We start from the raw sequence: 21,253 nt of genomic DNA, 5'->3' as shown, positions 1-21,253 counted from the left end.
CGGATGGCGCTTTGCTTATCCGGCCTGCGTTGTTGACGGGGTCTGCTACGCTTTTAGATGTCATGCACGACTATTCGGGTGACAATGATGCGCTGGCGTTTGCAAAATCTTTCGATCTTATTGCAGCTGAGTCTGGCGCTTTTCTGCTGCGCTCCAACGGCGGCGCAGGAGGTGATCCTTATCGGCAGCGGCGAGTGGCCGCCGTATATTTCCGAGGATTCGCCCCACTTTGGTCCCTCCTCGCAGATTGTCACCGAAGCGTTTGCACTGGTGAATATTGATGTGGAGTACCGCTTCCACCCCTGGAATCGCAGCTTCTTGCTCTGTCAGCGGGGAGAACTGGACGCTACCATTGCGTGGGAAAAAACAGCGGAGCGGGAGCAGGATTTCGTATTCAGCGAGATGCCGATCATCATTGAGCGCACGGTGTTCTTTTACTCAAAGCATCGCGCTGTGTCATGGGAGGAAATCTGGACGCCACCAGAAGACGCAACCAAGCTGCGTGTCGGCGCCATACTGGGCTACAACTACGGGAATAAGATAGATGAGGCGGTGCGGACAGGATTATTTACAGTGCGTCGCAGCGACTCGGAAATGACCAACTTCAGACAACTGATCAAAGGCCATATTGACCTGTTTCCCAGTGATCTGGTGGTAGGGCTGGAAGTCTTAAGAAAACATTTTAACGCAGCGGAGCGTCAGCAAATCAGGTACCTGCCGGAACAATTGTACACCGCGAAGCTGTATCTGATGTTTTCGAAGAAATCGCCGCGACATGCATGGCTGAAAGCGCAGTTTGATAAAGGCATGCAGCAATTAGTTGATTCTGGCAGACTGAATCGCCTGCAAGTAGATCCCAGCCTCATCCCCGCCGAAAGCCCGGCGCAATGACGTTATAGCTTCTCATCGTTTTATTCAGTCGTATTATTTCGTCGCCTCATCTGATTCCCTGCGGTAATGGCCTTCCACGATGCCTTCCAGATACTGCTCGTAGCGTCCTGAGTCTTTTAACTTTTGCAGACCGCGATTGAAGGCGGCGATATAGCGCTCGGCCTGGGGATATTTCCTGGTGATGATGACGTGATAGCCAACGCTTCTCAGCGCTTTCGGATGATTGGTAATGCTGTTGGCGACGCCCGACGGCAGATTATGAGCGAGAATTTCGTAGCCTACCTCAAGCACGCAGGGAAACAGATTGATGCGCCCCTGCGCCAGCTTCTTGAAGTTGCTTTCATCGGTGGAGATTCGCTCGACGGTGATCAGACCCTTTGCTTCCGCCTCGCTGAAATCTTTTCCATAGGAGTACCCGATGGTCGCGCCAATTCGATACGGCTTCAGGTCCTCAAAGGAGTTCCAGTCGAAAGGGAGATCTTTGCGGTGAAAGAAGACATCCGTCAGCACAATGATCGGCTCGGAGAACAGAAAGTGATCAGGTCTGCCGTCAGCCTTGGACCAGGCCACAGAGCCCACCCAGATGTCCCCCTCCCGCGCTTCCTGAAGCGCTCTTTTCCAGGGCAGAAAGGTGTATTTGACGTTGATTCCCTCCAACTTGTACGCCTCTGCGACGACACGGGAAATAAACCCGTAATCCCGGTAGTTTTCAGAAGTGAAAGGAGGCCACTCGCCATTAGTCAGACTCAGATCTTCCGCTGACGCCAGTAATGGGCAGAGTAACGCGCAATACATAACGCTTATCAGCAGGTTTTTCATCATTGCCCTCTGAGCGCCAGAAAGGATTGATAGATAGCGATATCTATCAAGTTTACCCAACCATAATTGGCTGGATGACTGGCCGCGGCTTGGCGGGACGTCTCATGGACTCGGAGGCGAAGCGACAGGTACGCCGACATCTTCTTTCCATAGTTGCTCGTACCTGCCGCTTTCCCTCAACTTCCTCAAACCCCGGTTGAATGAATCCACAAGAAATTCGGCTCGGATGGGGTCAATATTTTTGGAAATCAGCAGGTGTTGCGTATCCACCGCCACCGGAGTGGGATGGTAGGTGAAACTGGCGGCGTCCTGTTGTGAAAATTCGCTTTTAGCGATCTGCATTCCGACCTCCCGATTCACGACAAACAGCTGGATTCTGCCTGCCGCCAGCTTTCTCATATTCAACAGGTCGGTTGTGACTCTCTCAAACTTGAAACCATCGCTCAGCTCCGCCCTGGCGAGCGTTGGGCCGTAGAAATACCCCAGCGTCAGTCCAATTTTGTAGGGTTTGACGTCCTCAATATTGCTCCAGTCAAAGTCCAGAGTTTTCAGATGGAAGAACACTTTGGTTTCGATCAGAACAGGGTCGCTATAGGAAAATTGCTGCGCCCGCTCCTTCGAGTAAACCCAGCCCGGAGTGCCGTCGTAGTCCCCTTCCGCGGCCATCCGTAACGCTCGGTTCCAGGGCAGAAAGACATACTCGACCTGGATATTTTCGGCGGCGAAAGCTTCTTCGACGATATGAGGAAAAACGCCATAGTGGCTCAGTTTCGAAGAGAAAAACGGCGGAAACTCGCCTATAGATAGCCAGACTTTGCCCTCAGCGCGCACATGTGGCGCCGCCATGATGCTTATCAGGATGCAGGACAAGAACATCCCGCGCAGCCAAACCATTACTTCATGCCTCGCTGATGGCTACTGACTTTCGCGCCGCTTTGAAGTGAAGTATAGACATAAAATCGAGCGTCTAACGATGATACGGTTATTTCCTGCGCCGACGCCGCGATACAGGCGCCTGAAAGCACGTCCTGTAAATCAACACCCATGAACTCCTTTCTCAATTGCTTACTTTTAGTTGACAGTATCAACCAATATCATTATGGTTGACACTGTCAACTAACATGAACTGTGAATCATGCCAGAAAACACTGTCCCGGAAACCAGCGTCGGCGAGTCTCTGCACCGCTTGCTTCATGCATATAAACGCGCGATGCGTCAGGCCTATCAGGAGGTCAACCTGACCTTGGCGGTTTCCCATATACGCTCACTGAAAGTGATCAACCACGCCCGTGAAAAGAACGTCATATGCACCGCCCAGGTGATTGCAGAACGCCTGCAGCGGGATAAGGCGCAGATCACGCGGGTGGTGAAAGATCTGCTGGAGGAAGGGTTGATCGAAAAACGAGACAACCCTGAAGATCGACGCAGCCAACTACTGGATTTAACCCAGAAAGGCCTGGACGCGTACAAGACAATAAAAGAGGTGGAAGCGCTGGCGGGAAGCCGCATGGCGCAAGGCCTCAATGCTGATGAGATCCGGGAGTTCGTCAAACTCGCGAATGCGATGGCGGAAAACCTCAAACACTGAATACAGCCGCTCCTGCCAACGGGAGCCCTATTTTTACTGAATTCACGAGGATGAAATGAGCAGACCTGCGCCCCGCGAACTGACACTGGTTCGCAGACAATCGATAACTCCCAACATGCTGCGCGTGACCCTGGGCGGCGACGGCATCGCCAACTTTCCCGCCGACCAGGAAAGCGCTTACGTCAAACTGATGTTTCCCCGCGACGGCGAGCAGCGCCCGCTGATGCGCACCTACACGGTACGCGCGCAAAGAGAAGATGAGATCGACATTGATTTCGTTATTCATGAAGACGGCGGCCCGGCGTCCACCTGGGCGATCCAGGCGGAAATCGGCTCGCAGATTTTGATCGGCGGCCCAGGCCCGAAAAAGCTGGTGGATGCGGATGCAGACTGGTTTCTGGTGATCGGCGACATGACCGCCCTGCCCGCCATCAGCGTCAACCTGGAGCAGCTTCCTTCCAATGCAAGAGGCTATGTGGTGATTGAAGTGATCAGCGAGGCGGATATCCAGCCCCTCAAGACGCCCGCAAACCTCGACGTGCACTGGCTGATTAATCCCCATCCCGGCGTCGACAGCAATTTGCTGCTGAACAAAGTGCGCGACCTGCCCTGGCTGCAAGGACGTCCCTCCGTCTGGTGCGCCTGCGAACTCAACAGCATGCGCCAATTGCGGGACCACTTCCGCGCCCAGGAAGGACTGCAAAAAAGCGATCTGTATATCTCCAGCTACTGGAAACTCGGCGTCAGCGAAGATGAGCACAAAGTGCTGAAGGCGGCGTTGAATTAAAAAACGGGGCGTAAAGCCCCGTTCTCTTTTGGCAGCGGCGATGTTAAATGCACTTCGACGCCCTTATCACCGTTTACTTCCATCTGGTTTTACGATTTGTCTTCCAACTACGTTGAGGCCTTGTGGCATTGACGGTTTCAAAACCGTGGGGAAAGCAGCGCGAGCAGCCGGACTCTTCCCCCAGAACTACTCTCGAAACCGTTGTGCCGGACACCTTCTTAGGTAAATCCGCCAGCCCTGCTTCATTGCTCCCAAACGCCTTGATAAGACGAACTTCTCGTTTTTTCACTCTTCTCTCCTTTAGGAAAATACCTAAAAGAGAGCACCTTTTAATATTGCTACCAGCATGTGTTGTCTGATTGACATTGCCTTACTAAATTTGGGGACGGGACTCTAACACATATCACCACCGAGTCGAATCGCCGTCTTTCAACTCTCCGAGACCCGTTCCTCAATCACCGCCTGCACCCATTCCCGGTATTTGGCGCTGGGCCTCAGCATCTTCATTAAATCGCCCGGCTCAATGTCGTCGGGTAGTCCCGGTTCGATGACAAAGCGCTCGAACCAGGCTTCGCCGTTGCGCTCCCAGGCGGTGTCGACGATTTCGTCAATGAGTTCCTCCCGTGTGGCCTCATCGCTGGCGTCGGTTAATTCCGCCATAGTTTCCGGTTCGGACAGAATCATCTCCGCATAAGATTCCGCCGAGGCGCGCAGGCCTTTTAACGTCTCTTCTTTAAACTTGTCGAAGTTCATTTTCTTTCTCCCCCCCCCAAAAAAGAAACAGGAAATCGCTACCCTCGACAATAATCCAGGTTAGCCATACAGTGCCATTCTTTCAGTTGTTCAGAATAGAGAATCAGTGAAGTAATGGAATGGGTAGCATGAGAATCATCCTGGCGCGACACGGTCAGACTATCTGGAACCAACAAGGCCTCCTGCAAGGTAGCCTGAACTCTGACCTGACGGACCAGGGCAAAGCGCAAGCGGACAGACTGGCGACGGAAATGAAGCCATATCGCTTCGCCAAGGTCTACTCATCGCCAGCTTTACGCTGTATGCAGACATGCAAGGTCATTGCGCCTGACTTTGCAATATGCGACCTGCTCCAGGAACAGAACTTTGGTTCCTATGAAGGTCTGTCCCTGCATGACATAGACAGAATAGATCCTACTGCCAGAGCCGTTATCCGGGGAGAACACCCCCACCAAAAAGCCGGCGAAAATTCCGAGAGTCTGGCGGAAGTCGCGCAAAGAGCAAGTCGGTTCCTGAATCTGCTTGCGAACATGCATCATCAAGATGACACTATCCTGGCTGTCACCCATGGCAACTTCTTAAAAGCGCTGATCTGGCGGATACATGCGCAAGATCAAGCCAGCGCTAGTCGGTACACCCACTTCAATTGCGCCTATTCCGAAATCACCTATTCGAACAATGAGTGGACCGTGTCTTTTTGGGGTAAGGCTTCGCATCTTATTGGGGTGTTGTGAGGAAACAGGCGTCCAAGGATCAGGTTATCCGTTTATTGCGCCTGGGGAGAGGAAACGCTCTCCCCTTTGCAACTTCCCTTACGTATTTGGTGCAACCGCCCTTAGGTATTATGATGCGACCGATCCCGCGTATTGATGGGGCGAGCGAACGAGGATCTGCCGCGGCCGGCGGTCATTTCCGCATAGCCTGAGCGATAAACCACCGCTTTTTCCTCCAGGCTGTAGAAGCTGCGGGCGCCGCGTTCGTTGCGGTCTTCGACGCGGATAGAGCCGGAGGAGACATGCACAAACCCTTGATATCCGGTGACTTCGACAAAGACATGAGTTCTGGAAAGTTTGGTGCAGAAGCGCCCCACCCAGGGCGATAACGCGCCGGCGTATCCGCCGCCGCAGGCCAGTACGTGCATATCGATGAAGTTCAATGGCAGGCCTTCCGCACGCAAATCGTCCGCCATCTGTTCCGTGGTGAACGCTTTGAACACCCCGCCTACCCAATGCTCCGTTTCTCTATCGTAGTGCTGACGGTTTCTCGGCAACCAGCCGTTCTCCTTGGCGGCGATGGTGGCCGTATCGCCTCTGCCCGCGCCATGGGTGAAAATGTACAGCGTGTCAGTGGCGTGTAAACGCGACAGACAGCCAGGCGATGTGGGTAATCTGAGTCGCGGTTTTTGAATCACGGTGGCGTTCAAGACACCAGCGAGTTGCGCGGACAGCGCGATCATTTCCGGGCCGACAACGGGAAGATAGATGTAACTAGCCATGATTAAGATTCCTTTTATGCATTATTGAGGGTGTTTCGTAGTTTTATGATTTTTAGAGAGAGCCGCCGTACTTCCGCGGCGGGTTAACGCCATTTCCTTGTTTCATGTACGCAGATTAACGGCGCATTCTTAACGGAACCTTAAGATTTGTTTTTTAAGTGAAATTCAGAAATCAGAAATTTTTTTAATTTCTTTGCATCCAAACGCCGCATCCCTGTCGTCTTTATCTACGAGTTTCAAATTCAGGGTCCGAGACCCGCTAGCCACACTTAGATAGATAAAGGATAGAAAGATGAAAAAGTTCGCCGCACTGACCACTCTGATGATCGCCACCGCTGGTTTCACCTCCGCCGTATTCGCTGAAGGCAAAGCGGATCGTTACTGCGATGAAAAGTATTCCAGCTCCAGCAAGAGCTACAGCGCCAACAGCTACGCCAGCGCTGACGGCTATAGCAATTCCTATAACAACTCCTATGACAACGCCGGCGGCCTGCTGAAAACTTCTTCAGCCAGCGCCAGCTCCTCTAAGGTCGTCACTAAAGTCACTACCTCCGTCGGTGAAGTCTTCGCCAACGCGCAAGGCATGACGCTGTACACCTTCACCAAAGACAGCAATGGCGCGTCAGTCTGCTACGACTCCTGCGCAGACAGCTGGCCTCCGTTTTTCGCCAAGAAAGACGCCAAAACATGGGGCGACTTCACCATCGTCGGCCGTAAAGACGGGACTTATCAGTGGGCGTACAAGAACCAGCCTCTGTATCTGTGGGTGGGCGACCGTCAGCAAGGCGACGCCACTGGCCATGGCGTAGGCAACGTGTGGTACGCAGCTCAGCCATAACAGGGTCAATGCCTCTTCCTTTGCTGGTTAAATAGCCTTTTTTGAGCGCTGACGGCTAACTCGCCATCAGCGCTGTTTTCCCGCCTTACACAACAAGCTAACGCTTCACCTGCGTTTCTTAATAAGCGCCCTGACAGCGTTCAAAGAATTTACACCTTCTTAAATTCCAGGTTGTTTGAATTTCAGTCTATCCCTTGCGCCAGGGGCGTTTAGGCCTATCGTTAGATCGCACAAAAACGATACAAAACAGACGCTTAGCTTTGTATACAAACCCCTCTATTTTTGCCAAATTATCCTTAATGGAATAAGCCTTTTGGCCTTTAGTGGAAATACTTATATAACGAATTTACAGTTCTCGGAGAGCCACTTTCTAAAAGAGTTAAGAAACACCCCGATAGGTGGGGTTCTAACGAGATTGGCCTGTTTTGTGCCTTATAGGTTCCCTGAGCAATCTCACGAATTTTTCATTGCAGTACTAAAACTAACTACAACCCACACCAGGAGGTAACAATGAAAAGACTAGCGTGCTCACTCGCTCTTACCGCTTTCCTGCCGTTTACGGCGATGGCGGACTCCATCTCTCCCACTACTTTCTCTGCGACGCTTGATGTCGGCGAAAGCGTGACCATCACCAAGACAGTCACCGTTGACGCTGAAGCGACTACATCCAAAGTCGACGTGTTCTTCTTGATGGATGAAACAGGAAGTATGGGTGGCGAGATCGCAGCCGTTAAGGCCGCCGCCAGCTCCATATTGAGCACTGCAGCGGGCTTTGGCGACATTAACTTCGGCGTAGGCGGTTATCGTGACGCCCGCGATTTGTTCGCTTATCGCACGCTGACCGATATCACCAGCGATACTGCTGTCACTCAAGCAGCGATCAACAGCTGGACCGCCGCTGGCGGCGGCGACTTCCCCGAAGCGAATATCTATGCTTTGGAACAGGTCGCCAGCACCGTTTCCTGGCGTCCGGACGCTGAGCGCATCCTACTGTGGTTCGGCGACGCAACGGGCCATGATCCCTCTTTGGGCTCAACTGAAGCCAGTGCTACCGCCGCTTTGCAGGCGGCCAGCATCCAGGTGGAAGCGATTGACGTCGGCAACTGCGCATTCGGCTTCTGTCTTGATGGAACCGGCCAAGCTACCCGCATCACCAATGCGACTGGCGGCACCTATCACGCAGGCATCGACACCAGCACATTGGTAGACACTATCAATGACGCCATTTCGACCGCTATTTCTTCCTATACTGAAGTGGCGCTCGATATCTCTGGCGCGCCTCCCGGCATGGTATCCGTCTCTCCTGCGTCCTATAACGGCTCTTTCACCCGCGACAGCACTGCGACCTATGATTTCGAAGTCACCTTCACCGGCACTACACCCGGCACCTACGACTTCGACATCTACGCTACTGTTGACGGCGGCAGAGTCGCTACCGAGCGCGATCACATCGTTGTCGGCGCAACGGTTCCAGAACCCGCCAGCCTGGCGTTGATGGGTCTGGGTCTGGTTGGCCTGATGGTTCGTCGCAGAAAAAGCTAAGTAGTCCACTACCAAAAAGGGCGTTGTTTAACGCCCTTTTTTTTTATCCCTCATATTGGATTACACTCTGACGACAGCATGATGCTTCCAATGTCTGAGAACTATAAGGTCCCGATCGATGAACAAACGCCTCTCTTTAGCGCTGGCCCTCTTTTTCGCCGTTGGCGGCAGTCAAGCCGCGATAACGCAACCCAGCTCCGCCCAGTCCGACACCAGCCTTTTCTTTCTTGACGCGCCACCCGCCGGCGGCGAGTTACAACCCGCCAACCAGGATCTCGCCACCGCGCTGGACCTGATCCGGCGCCAAAAGTTTATGCAGAGCCAGAAACTGCTGGATCAGATTCTCGCCAAAGAGCCTAACAATTCACTGGCGCTGGAGTTGAAAGGAACGGTGCTGGCGTTACAGGGAAAACTCAAGGATGGGCTCAAGCTACTGCAAAAAGCCACACAATTAGCGCCCACGCAAAGTTCCGCCTGGACCAAACAAGGCGATGTCCATACCGCCTTAAAAGAACCCAAGAAGGCCTTTAACGCCTATAAAACCGCCGTCGGTTACAACGACAACGACTCCCGCGCGCATCAACGGCTGGGCTTGATCTACCAGGAGCAAGGCGAGGTCGCCAAATCCATCGAGCATCTGGAGAAAGGCCTGGCCAACACGCCAGAGGACTATGTGGGGGTCAAACTCAATCTGGCGGAGCAATACGTCAGGAATGGCGAATCAGGGAAAGCCATCAAACTGCTCTCCCCGATCATTGACGCCACCAGCGACAACGCCGTTGCTCTGGTGCTGCTCGCCAACGCATACGTCGCCAATCAAAGTCCGGAAGCGGCCATTCCCCTGTTCCAGAAAGCGCTAAAACTCTCACCCAAGCAACCTGCGCCCCTGTTGGCCCTGGGCATCGCCCAGCGCGACGCCGGCCAGCTGGATAACTCCCTCGACAGCTTCAACCAATTGCTCAAATTAAAGTCGGACTGGGGGCTGGCGTATTTTCAGCGCGCGCTGACCTACGTGAAAAAAGACGAACACGATAAAGCCGTCGGCGACTATCAAAAGGCATTGAAAGACAAAGAGCTGCCGGAGAATCTGGCGGTCCAGGCAGGCGATTACTTCGCGCAATCCGGAAAACATGCGTTGGCGGAACAAGTCTACAAAGACCTGATGAAACATTCCGATACGCCTTTCCCCTACTATCAGCGTCTGGGCAGCCTCTACCAGCTACAGAATGACCCGACTAAGGCGAAGGCGGTATACAGAGACCTGTTAAAGACCTACCCGGACAATCCACAGAGTTATCTGTACGCGGGCTCGTTTCACGCATTCACCCGGGATTACGCCGCCGCCTCGGATCTGTTCGATAAAGGGCTGGAACTGTCCCCAGACTCCAGCTCCCTGCGTATGGCCAAAGCCGTGGCGCTGAAACAACTGGGCACACTGGACAAGGCGCAGCAGGAAATGGAGATTCTGGTCAAAAATAATCCAGAGTCCCACGAAGGCTTGTTCCTGTTAGGCTCTCTGTATGAAGAGGACAAGAAAACCGACCAGGCGATAGACGCCTATCGCCGTGTCCTGCGTCTGAACGATACCCACCTGGGCGCGCTGAACAATCTGGCGTATCTGCTGGGTGAAACGGACAAACTCAACGAAGCGGAGAAACTGGCGCTGCAAGCCGCTAAGCTCGCTCCCATCAACCCCACGGTACTGGACACGCTAGGCTGGATACAATTCCGCCAGGGCAAAGTCGCCGAAGCGGAAACCAACATCGGCAAAGCCTACCAACTGGCCGCCAGCAACCCGACGATCATCTACCACTACGCCAAAGTGAAACAGAAAAGCGGCCAGGTAGCGGAAGCCCAAAGCCTGTTCAAATCCTCCCTGAGGCTAGGCTTGGCCTCACCCTGGAAAACCGACGCAGAAAAACAACTGCAAAACTAACCCTACCCGGAAGCGCGGGCGGCCCGCCCGCACTTCCCCGACATCTTTCACACATCAAAGTAGGTTGGATAAGCGCAGCGCCATCCAACAAATAGGTTTAATAAACCATTTTAATCCTTTGAATTAAATGCATTTATTAACATGAACACATGACGTCAGAAGGCGCTTCGCTTTTCCGACCTACTTGGTATTAGCGCTTTTCTTCTCTGTATCCAAGCCGTCTTGGGGGACGAAGATCCAGCCTTCCGATAACGGGGTATCCGGTTCCGGCGGTTGTAGTTGTTCGGGTTGGTTCACGAACAGCCAGGCGATCAGGGCGCAGATCAGCGCGTCCCGTTTGTCGTCGTGGTCGATATTCTCCACAAAGGCCGCGTCACGCCAGTGAAGGCGCAAGGGTTGCGCATCATTGCGCCGATCTGAACAAAATGGCTCCAACAGCGTCGCCATAAGATCGGAGTGTCTGCAGGACGACGGATAGGCTTCGATTGCCTGGAGCTGACCATCCCCTTCCCAAACTCCCACTGATTTTCGTTGGGGCGCGAATTTGGCGAGCGCGTGCATGCCTTTAGTGGCCTGACTACCGATCATATCTTTGACCGCAGATAAGGGCGCCAAACCCTGTTGGAATAAAAAGCGCTCAGTGAAGCGGAACAGATAAGGATTAGCGGCGGATTCATCCAGCCTGTCGACAGGGGCGCCGCCGGTGATCAGTTGCTGCAACGCCAGGGAGAAGCCCAAAGGCGTATCGATGGCCAAGGTCACAACAGGAAGCTTTGAGGACGGCGATGTCACCTCACAGCATTCAAGCAGCGCCTGAATCCACTCCGCTGTGGTGGCGGCCTGATTGATAACCTTCCGCAAGTTACCCCGCCAGGGCTTGCCCAGCAGCCTCCGGCGACCGTCCAGCACCACCAAGGCATCACGGCTTTTGCTGTTGCTATCGCAATTCCAACCGCCAACATCCCAGCCGATATACAGCATGTCCTTGGAAGCATCGAAGTTATCCATCTTCATACCCCTAAGTCAGCGAACAACAGTGATAAAACGTAGGTTGGATAAGCACAGCGCATCCAATAAATTGGTTTAAGTATAAACCATAATAAATTGTATTTATTGATATTTATTCGTATTTCGACATGGCGTCGGAAGGCGCTTCGCTTTTCCGACCTACTTTTTGTTAGTTTGAAACCAAGGTTATCGAGCGTCTCTTCGCACTGGCTCGCCGAACATGGTTTGGAAGGCTGTTTGGCTGTCAAGGAGCCGTAATTGACCACTACGCCCTTCCATCGCCCCCAAACTTCTCAACTCTCCAATATCCCCCCATAGGCTTCCGCCTGATTGGCGAGGGTTTCTATGGCGGTTTCGAGGTCGTGTAGCTGGCAGTCGTCCAGGGGGAGTGTTTGGAACAGGATGATGCGGTTTTGTTCGTTAAGTGCGATTACGCTGGAGGTTTGCAGGCTGTCCAGTAGTGACTGCTGCATCAGGTGTTTGCCGGTTTGGGTGTGGTCCGGTCCTGTTCCCGGTAGTTCTTCCAGATCAATTTGCAGATAGATGCGCCCGCTTTGGGAAAAGCAGCGCACAGCCAGGTTGTCGATATAAATCACGTAGTGCAGATTGGCGTCCGGCCGGATCATGGGGATTTGGTGGCGCTGGCAGAAACGAAATAACAGGCTTTCGAACTGATTGTAGGTGTGCATGGGCTTTCCTTAAGTGTTGCTTGTGTTTATCGATTGGCGGTGACCAGTTATCAACCGCTAACCCTGTAAAACACCGAAAATAGGCGTAAGTATCCTGCTCCAGACGCCTTGAGGCGTCGGAGGTTGTTCAGATTTGGTTCTGTGTTTTCCCGGAAGGCGTCAGGCGGTGGCGACGTTGTATTTGTTGATCGCCGACACCCGATTGGCGGCGCCCAGCTTCCGGTAAATGTTGTGGACGTGAATCTTGACCGTGCCCAGAGAGCGGCACAGGGCGTCGGCGATTTCAGGGTTGGACATGCCGGTCACCAGCAGATCCAGCACTTGTTTCTCGCGTTTGCTCAAGGCGGCGAGACTGGCGCTGTCGGCGTCATTCTGCTCGATATCTTGGCCGTAATGCTGGATCAATTTGCCGACATAGGCTGGATAACGCCCCTGTTGTTTCGCCGCCGCCAACAAGGATTTCATCTCAGGGGCGTCTTTTCTCACCAGCGAATGCAGGCTGCTGGTCATGCGACCCACATGCAAGGCGTCGTGAAACACCTGCTGCGCTTTCTCCTCCCGTCCCAGCTTTTGCAGCGCCAACGCTTCGACCGCCAGTGCTCTCGTCAACAACAAACCACAACGGCGTTGCTCCGCCCAGGCTTTCACCTGACGCGCCGGTTCCAGGCTTGCTTCGGGACGGTTCAGCGCGAACAGAATCTCGCTCAGTATTAATTGCTCGTGCTGACTGGCGAAACAGGCTTGGTCAGAGTGGCCGCCCCAGGCTTGCAACAGGTGCAGCGCCTCGCGTTCGCCGCCTTGCGCCTGCAGTCTTTGCGCCTTGAGCGCGGGCATTGAAAACAGCGTCTGTCGCACAGGATGGGGGATTGAGTGATGCAGCACTTCAGCTTCCATCAGCGCTTCTCCCGCCTCATCCCAACGGGCCTCACGAATCGCCAGCAACGCCTGCGCCGCCGCCAGATTGAAGCGCAGCTCCGCCGGCGCGCACAAGCCATGCAACACAGAAGCGTCTTGCAATCCTTGCGTTACTTCGTCCGTGTCGGCGTTTTCCAGCAGACCGAACAAGGTCGATGCGCTGGTCCAGGCGAACCAATGCGACAGATCGCAACTTGGCGCGAGGCGCTCTCGCAGCGAGGCCAGTCCACTGCGCCACAGGTCCGTTTCTCCGATCAGATAATGCAGCCAGCCCAACACCTGGATCACCTGGATCAACGTTCCCGGATCATCCGCCAAAGCCGCCTCCATCACCTGAGTAAGGCGCTGCCTGGCCTCATACAAACGTCCCTGATGCAGGGCGTGCAGCCCCTGGTGATAGCGCGTCAGCAGACAGGACGGAGCAGACTCAGCAACGGGCTGGGCCTGACCAGTGGCGTACAGCGCCTGAGTGGAGGCAATCAGTGCGGACGCCTCCCGCAACCACCGGGCCCTGGATGACGCCTCGTACACCGCTTCGGGATGATCCAATTCCCGCGCAGACGACAACAGCGTCTGCGCCTGTTTGCAGTGCATGAGCGCTGACGCAGGCGCCGACTCGAACAACGCCTTCCGCCCCAACAACATCTGCAAAAGCGGACGTTGCTCGACGATATGCGCCGGAACAGCCGCCAGCCAATGAGCAACCTGCGTCCAACATCCTGCGCTGATGAGAGAGGGATACAACTTTTCCAGCATATGCACGGCGGCCCGCCAATAACCATTATCAATACACAGAGTGATCGCCGCCATGCCCTGATGGTTGGCCAAACGCCATCTAAACGCTTTATCGAAAAGAGAAGGCGCTTCTACCGTTTTTGACGTGGCGTCCTGGCGCAGATGCTCCCGCAAGGGGCGACGCAGGCGATACTCGCCGTTTGATTGCCCCGCTTTGACGATAAGGCCAGTGTGATGAATCATCGCCTGAATCAAAGCGGGCGATTCGCCAGGCAGCAGACACTGACTCAGCAGATCCCGATTGAATTCGCTAATCGGCGCCAGCTCCCGCAACCGCGACTGCATGTCTTTTTGCACTAGCTGCAACGGCTGCATCACCTGCTCTTCCATATAGCGATGAAAATCAGGCAGCGTGTTGAGTTCATCTCTGGCGGCGAACGGCGCGTTTCTGTTGGCCATACGGTTCGCCAAGGCGCAAAAGAAGATCGGCCAGCCATCGGTCTGTCGCCACAGTTCGCTAAGCTGCGTCTGCATGCCGGGAGAGCCAGGAGTGGCATAACGCCCCAGGAGCCCTTCCGCCTGCAAGGCACGCAGATACTGTTTGCCTTCTTCCAGCGTAAACGCCAGTTCGTCGGCGTTAAGGTGATGAATCCGATTCCAGGATGTGGACGCGAACAGCGCCGGGGGAAGCGGATTTCTGGACAACAGACATAAACGGTGCGGGGCTGGCAGGTCGCGTACCAGACAAGCCAGCAAACCGATGGCCTCCGGCGCATCCAGTAAATGCAGATTGTCCAGCACCAGCGTCAAAGACGCATCATTTCGGCGGGCGGCGGCCTCCAGCTCGGCGACAAACAAGCTGCTCCAACGTGCGACGCCACTCCGCTCATTCAACAGACCCAGCTCGTCTTTGCAGCCCGGAAAACCATAACCGGCGCTGGCGAAAGCGGCCAACAGTCCGCCGCCCAAGCGCAAAAGACGATTGTCGCTGCGCTCAATAGCAAACCAGATAACGCGGCTCTTCTGAGGCGCAGCCCAATCCTGCATCAGCGTGGTTTTACCAAACCCGGCGGGCGCGGTCACACAATGAATCTGCGCCTGTCTGGCCGCATCCAGCTTCCGCGTCAAACGGCGGCGGGAAATAACGATCTGTGATGCCAAAGGGAAGGAAAACTTTCCCTTCAAAAACTGCCCTGTGTCCATGTCGTTTACCTGTGTCGTTATCGATGTCGTTTTATTTTCAGTCATTGTTGTTTGCGAGCAACAAGCCGCTTATCAGCGCCTGTTTCTCCATTTACGCCGCCGCTCTCGAAAAAGTTACAGGACATCGCGAAAAAATTTCGCCGCCAAAATCAGCCGGTCGATATATGTCTCCCTTCCCCCTGTTTCCAAATACTGGCCCTGTCAGCGGGTCAGGCTGCAATGGCGTCGTCATGTGCGCCCCGGACTAACCCCGTCTGCCTTACAGCTAACTGAACCGACGACGCGTCCATGGTTGACGCGCCCCGTCACTCACTTTGAAAGAGGAAAACAGAATGGAAAACATCGGCGGAATTGCTTCCCTTGGCGGAGATAAATTTCAAATCAACAATCAGGTGATGAGTCTGGCGGAACTCATCATGTTTCTGGAGATCGAGCGCGCCAATAACCTGGAGCAACAGTTGGCGGACGAGCTGCAAAGCATGGCCGCGTTGAACAACCTGCTTAAGCAGGCGAATGCGATGCTGTCCATCGCCCGCACCGAGAAAGGCAAGCTGGAAGGCAAAGGCAACAGCACCATGCCGCCGGAAATGATCGACTTCTTCGAAGAGCACGATATCCAGCAAGGCCTCAGCAAGTACGACAAGGAGCACAAAGGCGTACCTCACAGCGGCCTGTATCTGGACAGCGACGGTTACGATTTCTGTCAGAACAGCGATGAGTGGGAGACCTCCATCGAGAATCTGAAAGCCTTTATCGATGGCCTGAACAGCCGCAGCCAGCTGGAGATGATCCGCATCAGCTCATTAATGAAGAAGCGGGACGAATCGCTGACGCTGCCTTCCAACACCAACAGCAACATCCACCAGACCAATCAGGGCATCCTCGGCAAGATCTAGGGACAGCGTTCCCGTCAGGCCCGATCCCGGATCGGGCTTGCCTGGCCATTGAGGATTTCAGGTCTAAAGACAGGAGGAACTATGTCTGACGCGACGGAAAATCTCTCTTATCAACTTATCTATGAGATGGAGCGGCTGCACGCGTCGGTGACCGCCTCATTCGCCGACACCGACGCGCTGATGGCGAAATGGGGCGTGAACCGGGACACCCTGGCGCCCCTGATCGAACGCAGCAAGCGCCAATTATCCGAAGCCGAACGCGTGGAGCTGGCGCGCCAAGAGCAGGATTGGCGTCATCGCTTCGAGCACTCCCTCGCCCCCGACCCACAGCCATCCAGCCCGAACCGGGCGCGCATCCAGCTGGGGTTAATCAACCGCATCTGACATCACAAGGAGAATCATTGTGACGCAACCCGACTCACTCACCCACGCCGAGATTCCCGCCTTGCTAGAGCAGATTCTGCAAGGCGGCGGGGCTCTGGCGATCGCCCGCGGTATCACCCAGACAGAGATCGAGGCGATCTACACCATCAGCTACAACCTCTATCAGCAACGCAAGTTCGAGCAGGCGGAAAAGACCTTCGCCTTTCTCTGTCTCTACAGTCACCTGGACGTGCGCTTCTGGACCGGACTGGGCGCCTGCCGCGAGTCTCTGGGCAAGTATGCGCAGGCGATTGAAGCCTACTCCTACTCCGCCCTGCTCCAGCACGACAATCCCGTGCCGCCGCTACAGGCCGCCAAGTGCTACCTCGCCCTCAATGATCTGCAGCAGGCCCGCAACGGCCTCACCGCAGCGTTGCATTGGTCCCGGGGTCGCCCCCAGCATCAGGCGACTTACAACAAAGCGCAGGAACTGCTGGGGGCGATTGACAATAAAGCTCATTCTCTTCCCAGCTCTCAAACCAACCCTATTTCCGGCCCTTTATCCAAGCCTTTATCAAACCCGCTACCCAACCAGGGAGACACGCTATGAATACAATAGGAGCCTTACCGACAGACGTCCTGAACGGCGATCTGGCGGAGCTGTTTCTGGCCAGTCAGGAAACCCATAACGCCACGCGGACCTCTCGTGCGGCTGATTCGTTCACCCAGTTGCCGCCAGTTGACGCAGATAACCGTAGCGGCGCGACATCACAGGTGGCGCTGACGCCGCCTAAAGCCACCGTCGATCTGTTGCTGGCGCTGCAAAGCCTGCAAGTGAAGCTGGACGAAGAAGGTATTAAAAGCGGTAAGGAAGACGCCAAGTACCTCGCCCAGGAAAACGAGGCCCGCCACAAAGAAGTGATGGAAGCCCTGCAGAAATCCATCAACGAGATGGAAAAGGCCAAGAAGTCCGGCATGTTCGCCAAAGTGTTCGGCTGGATCGCCGCGGCCGCCACCCTGATCGCCGGCGCAGCGATTATCGCTACCGGCGCCGGAGCCATCGCCGGCGGCGTCATGATGGCGTTGGCGGTGGACCAGATGGTCGGCATGGCCACCGGCAAAAGCGCGGTGTCGGAACTGACCAACGCCATCGCCAAGGGGCTGGCCAACGTCATGGGCGAACCGGCCAACGCCATCGTCGCTTCAGTGATTGTGGCCGCCGTGTTGATCATCGGCACGGCGGGAGCGGGTATGTACGCCTCCGCCACCACTTCTGCGGGGAAAGCCGCCTCGGTCGCCTCCAACTCCAGCAAGACGGCCTCATCAGCGGCGACCGCGGGTAAGACCGCAAGCACGGCGACCCAGGCGGGTACGACTGCTTCGTCTTCCAGTCAGGCGGCGACGAACAGCCTCAGCAAGCTGGCGCAGTCCCTCAGCGAATGGCCGCTGCTGCATCAGGCCCGCAATATGTCCCTGTTTGTTTCCAGCGGCGCGCAGGTGGGCGGCGGCGCGGCGGGCGTCGATGCGGCCGTACACACTAAAGAGGCGAATGACGCCAAAGCGGAGGAAGCCCTGGTGCGCAAAGTGATCATGCAGAATCAGGCCGGCATCGAGCAGGCCATCGAGCATATCAAGAGCCTGACTTCAAACAGCGAAAGCACCCTGAGTCAGATGGTCAATTACATCAATCAGGAACAGCAGACCAATCAGACGTTGATCAGGGATATGGCCTGAGCCTGATTTACCTATGACCGACAACGTTTTCTTACAAGCAACCCTTAAGGTAAAACCATGAGTATTCAAAATATCGGCATAGAGCCAAGCGCCCAGGCGCCCCTGTATTCGGCGCATGGCGCGCCCACTTCCGCTACGCGCACAGCGCAAACGCCCGCCCTGACGGCGTCAAGACAGCAAAGCGCGGAGACGCCCTTCCCCCCCGCAGCAAGACTGCTGGACGAACCGTCCATCGTCGAATCAGAGTTTGACGCCGGCGCCCTCAGCTTCAAGTTGAACGGGACCAACCACGGCGCCGACACCTTCAAGATCATGGAGGCGATTCATAAGATTTTTATCGAAATGCGCCGTCAGGCCGCCGAGTCCAGACAGGACGCCTATCTGTCCCAGTGGACCGCCCTGGAAGCGAAAGCGGAAGAAATCAAAAGCGCCGCCAGGAAAGACCTCGCCGCGTCGGTAGTGAACGGAGCCATGTCCATGGCCGGCGGCGCCCTTGGCATGTATGGCGGCGCCAGAGCGATCAGCCAGACCAACAAGGCCATGAAACTGGACATCGCCAAGCCCAAGATTGACGCCCCGGCGCCACCCAAAACGCTGGAACTGGAGATGCCGACGCCTGCGGTTAAACCTCCCACTCCGGGCAATACAGGCCCCACCGCGACAACCGCCAGCAAAGGCAATGCTGGACAAACGCCTCCTGCCGCCAACGCCGCTCCGGTGAACAAAACGCCGGCCAACGGGTCCGCTCAAAACGGCCAGAGCAAACCTGCTGTGGAAACGGAAGCGCCGATTAAGCCCGTGAACGCCGATGCAGAAAAAGCGCCGGACACCAGTAGCGCCAACAAGGCTAAAGACCAGGCGGACGCGTCAAAAGGCAAAAACGACGGACCGGATGGGTCAGCTAAATCCACGGAAGTGAGGCACAAAGAGCTTATGTCCGACGCGCAAAACTACAGCAGCATCGGCATGGTCGTCGGCCAGTTCTTCACCGGCTTTGGCGGCCTCATCGCCGCGCCGTTGAGCTACTCCGCGGAACTGGACCGGGCGGAAAAAGAGCAGCAGGACGCGCAAGCCACCAAAGCGCAGGCGGACGTGGAAAGCGAAGTGGAGTTCGTACGCGCCGCCAGCGAAGGCGCCAAAGCCATCCAGGACTTTCTGGATCAATTCATTGCCTCCCGCGCCCAGGTCAACAGCAAGATCATGGCCTGATACCGCGCACGCCTTTTGTTGATCCACGTTGATTAGCCATGACTTAGCCGGCGGCCTGTTGCGCCGGCTTTTTTCTTTTTTCTTTTTTCTTTTTAATCGCCAGTCATTCGCCAGACATACACCAGCCGTTTATATCCACCGATCTATTTCTCTTCCTGCCTCTGAACGCAACACTAGCAACAACTTAAACAGGCTGGGCGGCGACCCTGCTTCCAGCCGGTTTTTCGCTATCGCACTCGTTTTTCTGGCACACGGGTTTTCTCTATCACACAGCAGGTTTTGTCTATGTCTAACCTCACAGGCGGCGTTTCATTGCAGACGGACAGGAGCTATCGCACGGACGCGTTGAGTACCTCAGTTGCGTCGGGAAGCTGGCGTGGCGAGGGAGTGCGTCTGGCGAGTCACGACAAGTCGCTGTTCGCGTCTGCGGCGGAGGAGATGTCTTTTCTGCGCTCGGAGAAAAAGAGCAAGGACCTGAGCAAACGCAAGATTGGCGAACGGCCGCTGTATAAAACCCAGGCGCTGGAAAAGGCGTTGGCCTACGTGGAGAAAGCCAGGGAGCTGGATAAGGAAAAGCAGCTCAAGCCCTTTCTGCATCAGTTGTTAACCCAGAGCGATCCCGCTAAAGCGGAGATGCGTCAGCGCGCTGCGCAACAGTTTGGGGACATTACCCAACAGTATCTGGCGCTGGTGTTCGTCCGCGATCAGTTACGACGTAAACGTAAGGCGGGCGACGCCAGTGTGGATGAGTTGCTGGCGTCAGTTGAAGCCGCAGTGGATGACATGCTGGAGGAAAACGGCGCCGCCATTCTCGCAGGTGTCAATGTGGCGGAAGTCGCCGCGCAGTTCAGCGACCGTCAGCTTGGCGCAGTGAATGAACTGCGCAAGCTCTACCGTGATGCAGTGCTGGACTACGGCAGCCTCACCGACACTTTTCGCAAGATTCTGGCCCAGTATGGTGAAGCGCGTTTTTCCGAATCCGTCGCCTACCTGATTTCCGCCTTGGGCGCTGACCTGGGATCGGAAGGTCCTTCACTGCCCAAAGAGCGCCTGCGCATGATTATCGAGGATATCTACGCGCTCCAGGCATTGGAAGGACTGGACGCGGAGTGTCGCGATTTTCTCGCGCAACTGGAGAGAATCTACCGCTCTCAGACCCCGCTTAATAAATACGCATTGATGGAGCAATTGCTCGCCCTGCTGGAAAAAAAATGGATCGGAGCGGAACAACTGGGCGGCGTACTGAAGGCGTTACACATTCCGTCCGCCATGACTATCTACTTCTGGCGCGGTTTCAAGGAGCTGATGCGAGCCATTCCGCTGAAAGCGTATCGCGACCCGTTTGAACGGGACAAGCTGCTGACCGTCATCCAGGAGCGTCTGGACCTCAGCATTGAGCAAGAAGCCGAACAACCTTAACGAGGCCCCCAATGAGAGATATTTCCCCATTCGCCAAGGCGTCGCGCTCATGATGCAGGACTCCGCCGTTCACCTAACGATTACCGAGTTCCTGCAACAATTGGGGTTTGCCGATTTTATCTGGCGCGGCGAGCCGCTGACGCTGGCGTTCGAGCGCTCGGGAACGCTGATGATCGAGCCTCACGAACAGGGCTTGTTGCTGGTCCGACTGCAGGAAATCAGCGAGTACGACTGCGCGGATTTGATCCCCAAGGCGTTGCGCGCGGTGCATTACGACCAGTCCTTACCGTTGCGGGCGCACACCGGAATGAAAGGCGCCAGTCAACTGGCCTTCATCGTCGCGCTGTCCCGCCCGCAGTTGTCCATCGCCGGTCTCAATGAGGCGCTGGGCCTGCTCGATTACCTTCATCAACAACTGAATCAATAGGCAGGT

The 21,253-nt window shown here is 55.3% G+C and carries 22 protein-coding genes; 14 read left to right on the top strand and 8 right to left on the bottom strand.

Annotated elements, in window-relative coordinates:
* Positions 1 to 57 precede the first annotated feature (57 nt).
* A complete protein-coding gene (locus tag O5O45_RS10195) occupies positions 58 to 891 on the top strand; it encodes a substrate-binding periplasmic protein (RefSeq protein WP_305905108.1) in 834 nt (277 codons plus the stop codon).
* Between the two features lie 33 nt (positions 892 to 924).
* Here O5O45_RS10195 and O5O45_RS10190 read toward each other — a convergent pair whose 3' ends face one another.
* Positions 925 to 1,713, bottom strand: coding sequence for a substrate-binding periplasmic protein (locus O5O45_RS10190; RefSeq protein WP_305905107.1), 789 nt, complete (start codon positions 1,711 to 1,713; stop codon positions 925 to 927).
* 99 nt (positions 1,714 to 1,812) lie between these two features.
* Positions 1,813 to 2,604 carry a substrate-binding periplasmic protein gene (locus O5O45_RS10185; RefSeq protein ID WP_305905106.1) on the bottom strand — a complete coding sequence of 264 codons (792 nt, stop codon included), beginning with the start codon at positions 2,602 to 2,604 and terminating at the stop codon, positions 1,813 to 1,815.
* A gap of 241 nt (positions 2,605 to 2,845) precedes the next feature.
* On the opposite strand from O5O45_RS10185, the gene O5O45_RS10180 reads away from it, so the two are divergent.
* On the top strand, positions 2,846 to 3,298 hold the full coding sequence (locus O5O45_RS10180) for a MarR family winged helix-turn-helix transcriptional regulator (RefSeq protein ID WP_305905105.1): 453 nt from the start codon (positions 2,846 to 2,848) through the stop codon (positions 3,296 to 3,298).
* A 55-nt stretch (positions 3,299 to 3,353) separates the two neighbouring features.
* Positions 3,354 to 4,085 (top strand): siderophore-interacting protein, encoded by a 732-nt coding sequence (locus O5O45_RS10175; protein ID WP_305905104.1) that lies wholly within the window; start codon positions 3,354 to 3,356, stop codon positions 4,083 to 4,085.
* Positions 4,086 to 4,158: 73 nt separating this feature from the next.
* Here O5O45_RS10175 and O5O45_RS10170 read toward each other — a convergent pair whose 3' ends face one another.
* Both O5O45_RS10170 and O5O45_RS10165 read right to left on the bottom strand, forming a co-directional pair.
* Positions 4,159 to 4,374, bottom strand: coding sequence for a hypothetical protein (locus tag O5O45_RS10170; protein ID WP_305905103.1), 216 nt, complete (start codon positions 4,372 to 4,374; stop codon positions 4,159 to 4,161).
* A gap of 140 nt (positions 4,375 to 4,514) precedes the next feature.
* Positions 4,515 to 4,838 carry a hypothetical protein gene (locus O5O45_RS10165; protein ID WP_305905102.1) on the bottom strand — a complete coding sequence of 108 codons (324 nt, stop codon included), beginning with the start codon at positions 4,836 to 4,838 and terminating at the stop codon, positions 4,515 to 4,517.
* Between the two features lie 128 nt (positions 4,839 to 4,966).
* Between O5O45_RS10165 and O5O45_RS10160 the strand changes: the two genes are divergently transcribed.
* Positions 4,967 to 5,572, top strand: coding sequence for a histidine phosphatase family protein (locus O5O45_RS10160; protein WP_305905101.1), 606 nt, complete (start codon positions 4,967 to 4,969; stop codon positions 5,570 to 5,572).
* A 101-nt stretch (positions 5,573 to 5,673) separates the two neighbouring features.
* Here O5O45_RS10160 and O5O45_RS10155 read toward each other — a convergent pair whose 3' ends face one another.
* Complete coding sequence (locus O5O45_RS10155; RefSeq protein ID WP_305905100.1) at positions 5,674 to 6,333, bottom strand: hypothetical protein; 660 nt, start codon at positions 6,331 to 6,333, stop codon at positions 5,674 to 5,676.
* 292 nt (positions 6,334 to 6,625) lie between these two features.
* Between O5O45_RS10155 and O5O45_RS10150 the strand changes: the two genes are divergently transcribed.
* The 3 genes from O5O45_RS10150 (at position 6,626) to O5O45_RS10140 (ending at position 10,649) form a co-directional block, all read left to right on the top strand.
* Positions 6,626 to 7,171 (top strand): COG4315 family predicted lipoprotein, encoded by a 546-nt coding sequence (locus O5O45_RS10150; RefSeq protein WP_305905099.1) that lies wholly within the window; start codon positions 6,626 to 6,628, stop codon positions 7,169 to 7,171.
* Positions 7,172 to 7,681: 510 nt separating this feature from the next.
* Complete coding sequence (locus O5O45_RS10145; protein ID WP_305905098.1) at positions 7,682 to 8,713, top strand: PEP-CTERM sorting domain-containing protein; 1,032 nt, start codon at positions 7,682 to 7,684, stop codon at positions 8,711 to 8,713.
* Positions 8,714 to 8,831: 118 nt separating this feature from the next.
* A complete protein-coding gene (locus tag O5O45_RS10140) occupies positions 8,832 to 10,649 on the top strand; it encodes a tetratricopeptide repeat protein (RefSeq protein ID WP_305905097.1) in 1,818 nt (605 codons plus the stop codon).
* A gap of 180 nt (positions 10,650 to 10,829) precedes the next feature.
* On the opposite strand, the gene O5O45_RS10135 is transcribed toward O5O45_RS10140, so the two are convergent.
* The 3 genes from O5O45_RS10135 to O5O45_RS10125 all read right to left on the bottom strand — a co-directional run bounded on the left by O5O45_RS10135 (position 10,830) and on the right by O5O45_RS10125 (position 15,157).
* On the bottom strand, positions 10,830 to 11,657 hold the full coding sequence (locus O5O45_RS10135) for a DUF429 domain-containing protein (protein WP_305905096.1): 828 nt from the start codon (positions 11,655 to 11,657) through the stop codon (positions 10,830 to 10,832).
* 293 nt (positions 11,658 to 11,950) lie between these two features.
* A complete protein-coding gene (locus tag O5O45_RS10130; RefSeq protein ID WP_305905095.1) occupies positions 11,951 to 12,346 on the bottom strand; it encodes a CesT family type III secretion system chaperone in 396 nt (131 codons plus the stop codon).
* A 159-nt stretch (positions 12,347 to 12,505) separates the two neighbouring features.
* The gene (locus tag O5O45_RS10125; RefSeq protein WP_305905094.1) at positions 12,506 to 15,157 is read right to left on the bottom strand and encodes a LuxR C-terminal-related transcriptional regulator; all 2,652 of its coding nucleotides are present in this window, start codon (positions 15,155 to 15,157) and stop codon (positions 12,506 to 12,508) included.
* Between the two features lie 374 nt (positions 15,158 to 15,531).
* Between O5O45_RS10125 and O5O45_RS10120 the strand changes: the two genes are divergently transcribed.
* The 7 genes from O5O45_RS10120 to O5O45_RS10090 all read left to right on the top strand — a co-directional run bounded on the left by O5O45_RS10120 (position 15,532) and on the right by O5O45_RS10090 (position 21,247).
* Positions 15,532 to 16,095: a hypothetical protein gene (locus O5O45_RS10120; protein WP_305905093.1), complete on the top strand. Its 564-nt coding sequence runs from the start codon at positions 15,532 to 15,534 to the stop codon at positions 16,093 to 16,095.
* A gap of 81 nt (positions 16,096 to 16,176) precedes the next feature.
* Positions 16,177 to 16,479 (top strand): hypothetical protein, encoded by a 303-nt coding sequence (locus O5O45_RS10115; protein WP_305905092.1) that lies wholly within the window; start codon positions 16,177 to 16,179, stop codon positions 16,477 to 16,479.
* Positions 16,480 to 16,498: 19 nt separating this feature from the next.
* Positions 16,499 to 17,068 (top strand): SycD/LcrH family type III secretion system chaperone, encoded by a 570-nt coding sequence (locus tag O5O45_RS10110; protein WP_305905091.1) that lies wholly within the window; start codon positions 16,499 to 16,501, stop codon positions 17,066 to 17,068.
* Positions 17,065 to 18,192 carry a type III secretion system translocon subunit SctE gene (sctE, locus tag O5O45_RS10105; protein WP_305905090.1) on the top strand — a complete coding sequence of 376 codons (1,128 nt, stop codon included), beginning with the start codon at positions 17,065 to 17,067 and terminating at the stop codon, positions 18,190 to 18,192. The genes O5O45_RS10110 and sctE overlap by 4 nt, the downstream gene beginning before the upstream one ends.
* Before the next feature lie 57 nt (positions 18,193 to 18,249).
* Entirely contained in the window at positions 18,250 to 19,401 is a 1,152-nt protein-coding gene (sctB, locus tag O5O45_RS10100; RefSeq protein WP_305905089.1) for a type III secretion system translocon subunit SctB, read from the top strand.
* 285 nt (positions 19,402 to 19,686) lie between these two features.
* Positions 19,687 to 20,820 carry a type III secretion system gatekeeper subunit SctW gene (gene sctW / locus O5O45_RS10095; RefSeq protein WP_305905088.1) on the top strand — a complete coding sequence of 378 codons (1,134 nt, stop codon included), beginning with the start codon at positions 19,687 to 19,689 and terminating at the stop codon, positions 20,818 to 20,820.
* Positions 20,795 to 21,247, top strand: a complete 453-nt coding sequence (locus O5O45_RS10090) for a type III secretion system chaperone family protein (protein WP_305905087.1) — start codon at positions 20,795 to 20,797, stop codon at positions 21,245 to 21,247. Before sctW ends, O5O45_RS10090 begins: the two co-directional genes overlap by 26 nt.
* Positions 21,248 to 21,253: the final 6 nt, after the last annotated feature.

This window comes from Hahella sp. HNIBRBA332 (assembly GCF_030719035.1).
Classification (GTDB): Bacteria; Pseudomonadota; Gammaproteobacteria; order Pseudomonadales; family Oleiphilaceae; genus Hahella.
The sequence above is the reverse complement of the archived record's forward strand: the minus strand, read 5'-3'. Positions and strand labels throughout refer to the sequence as shown.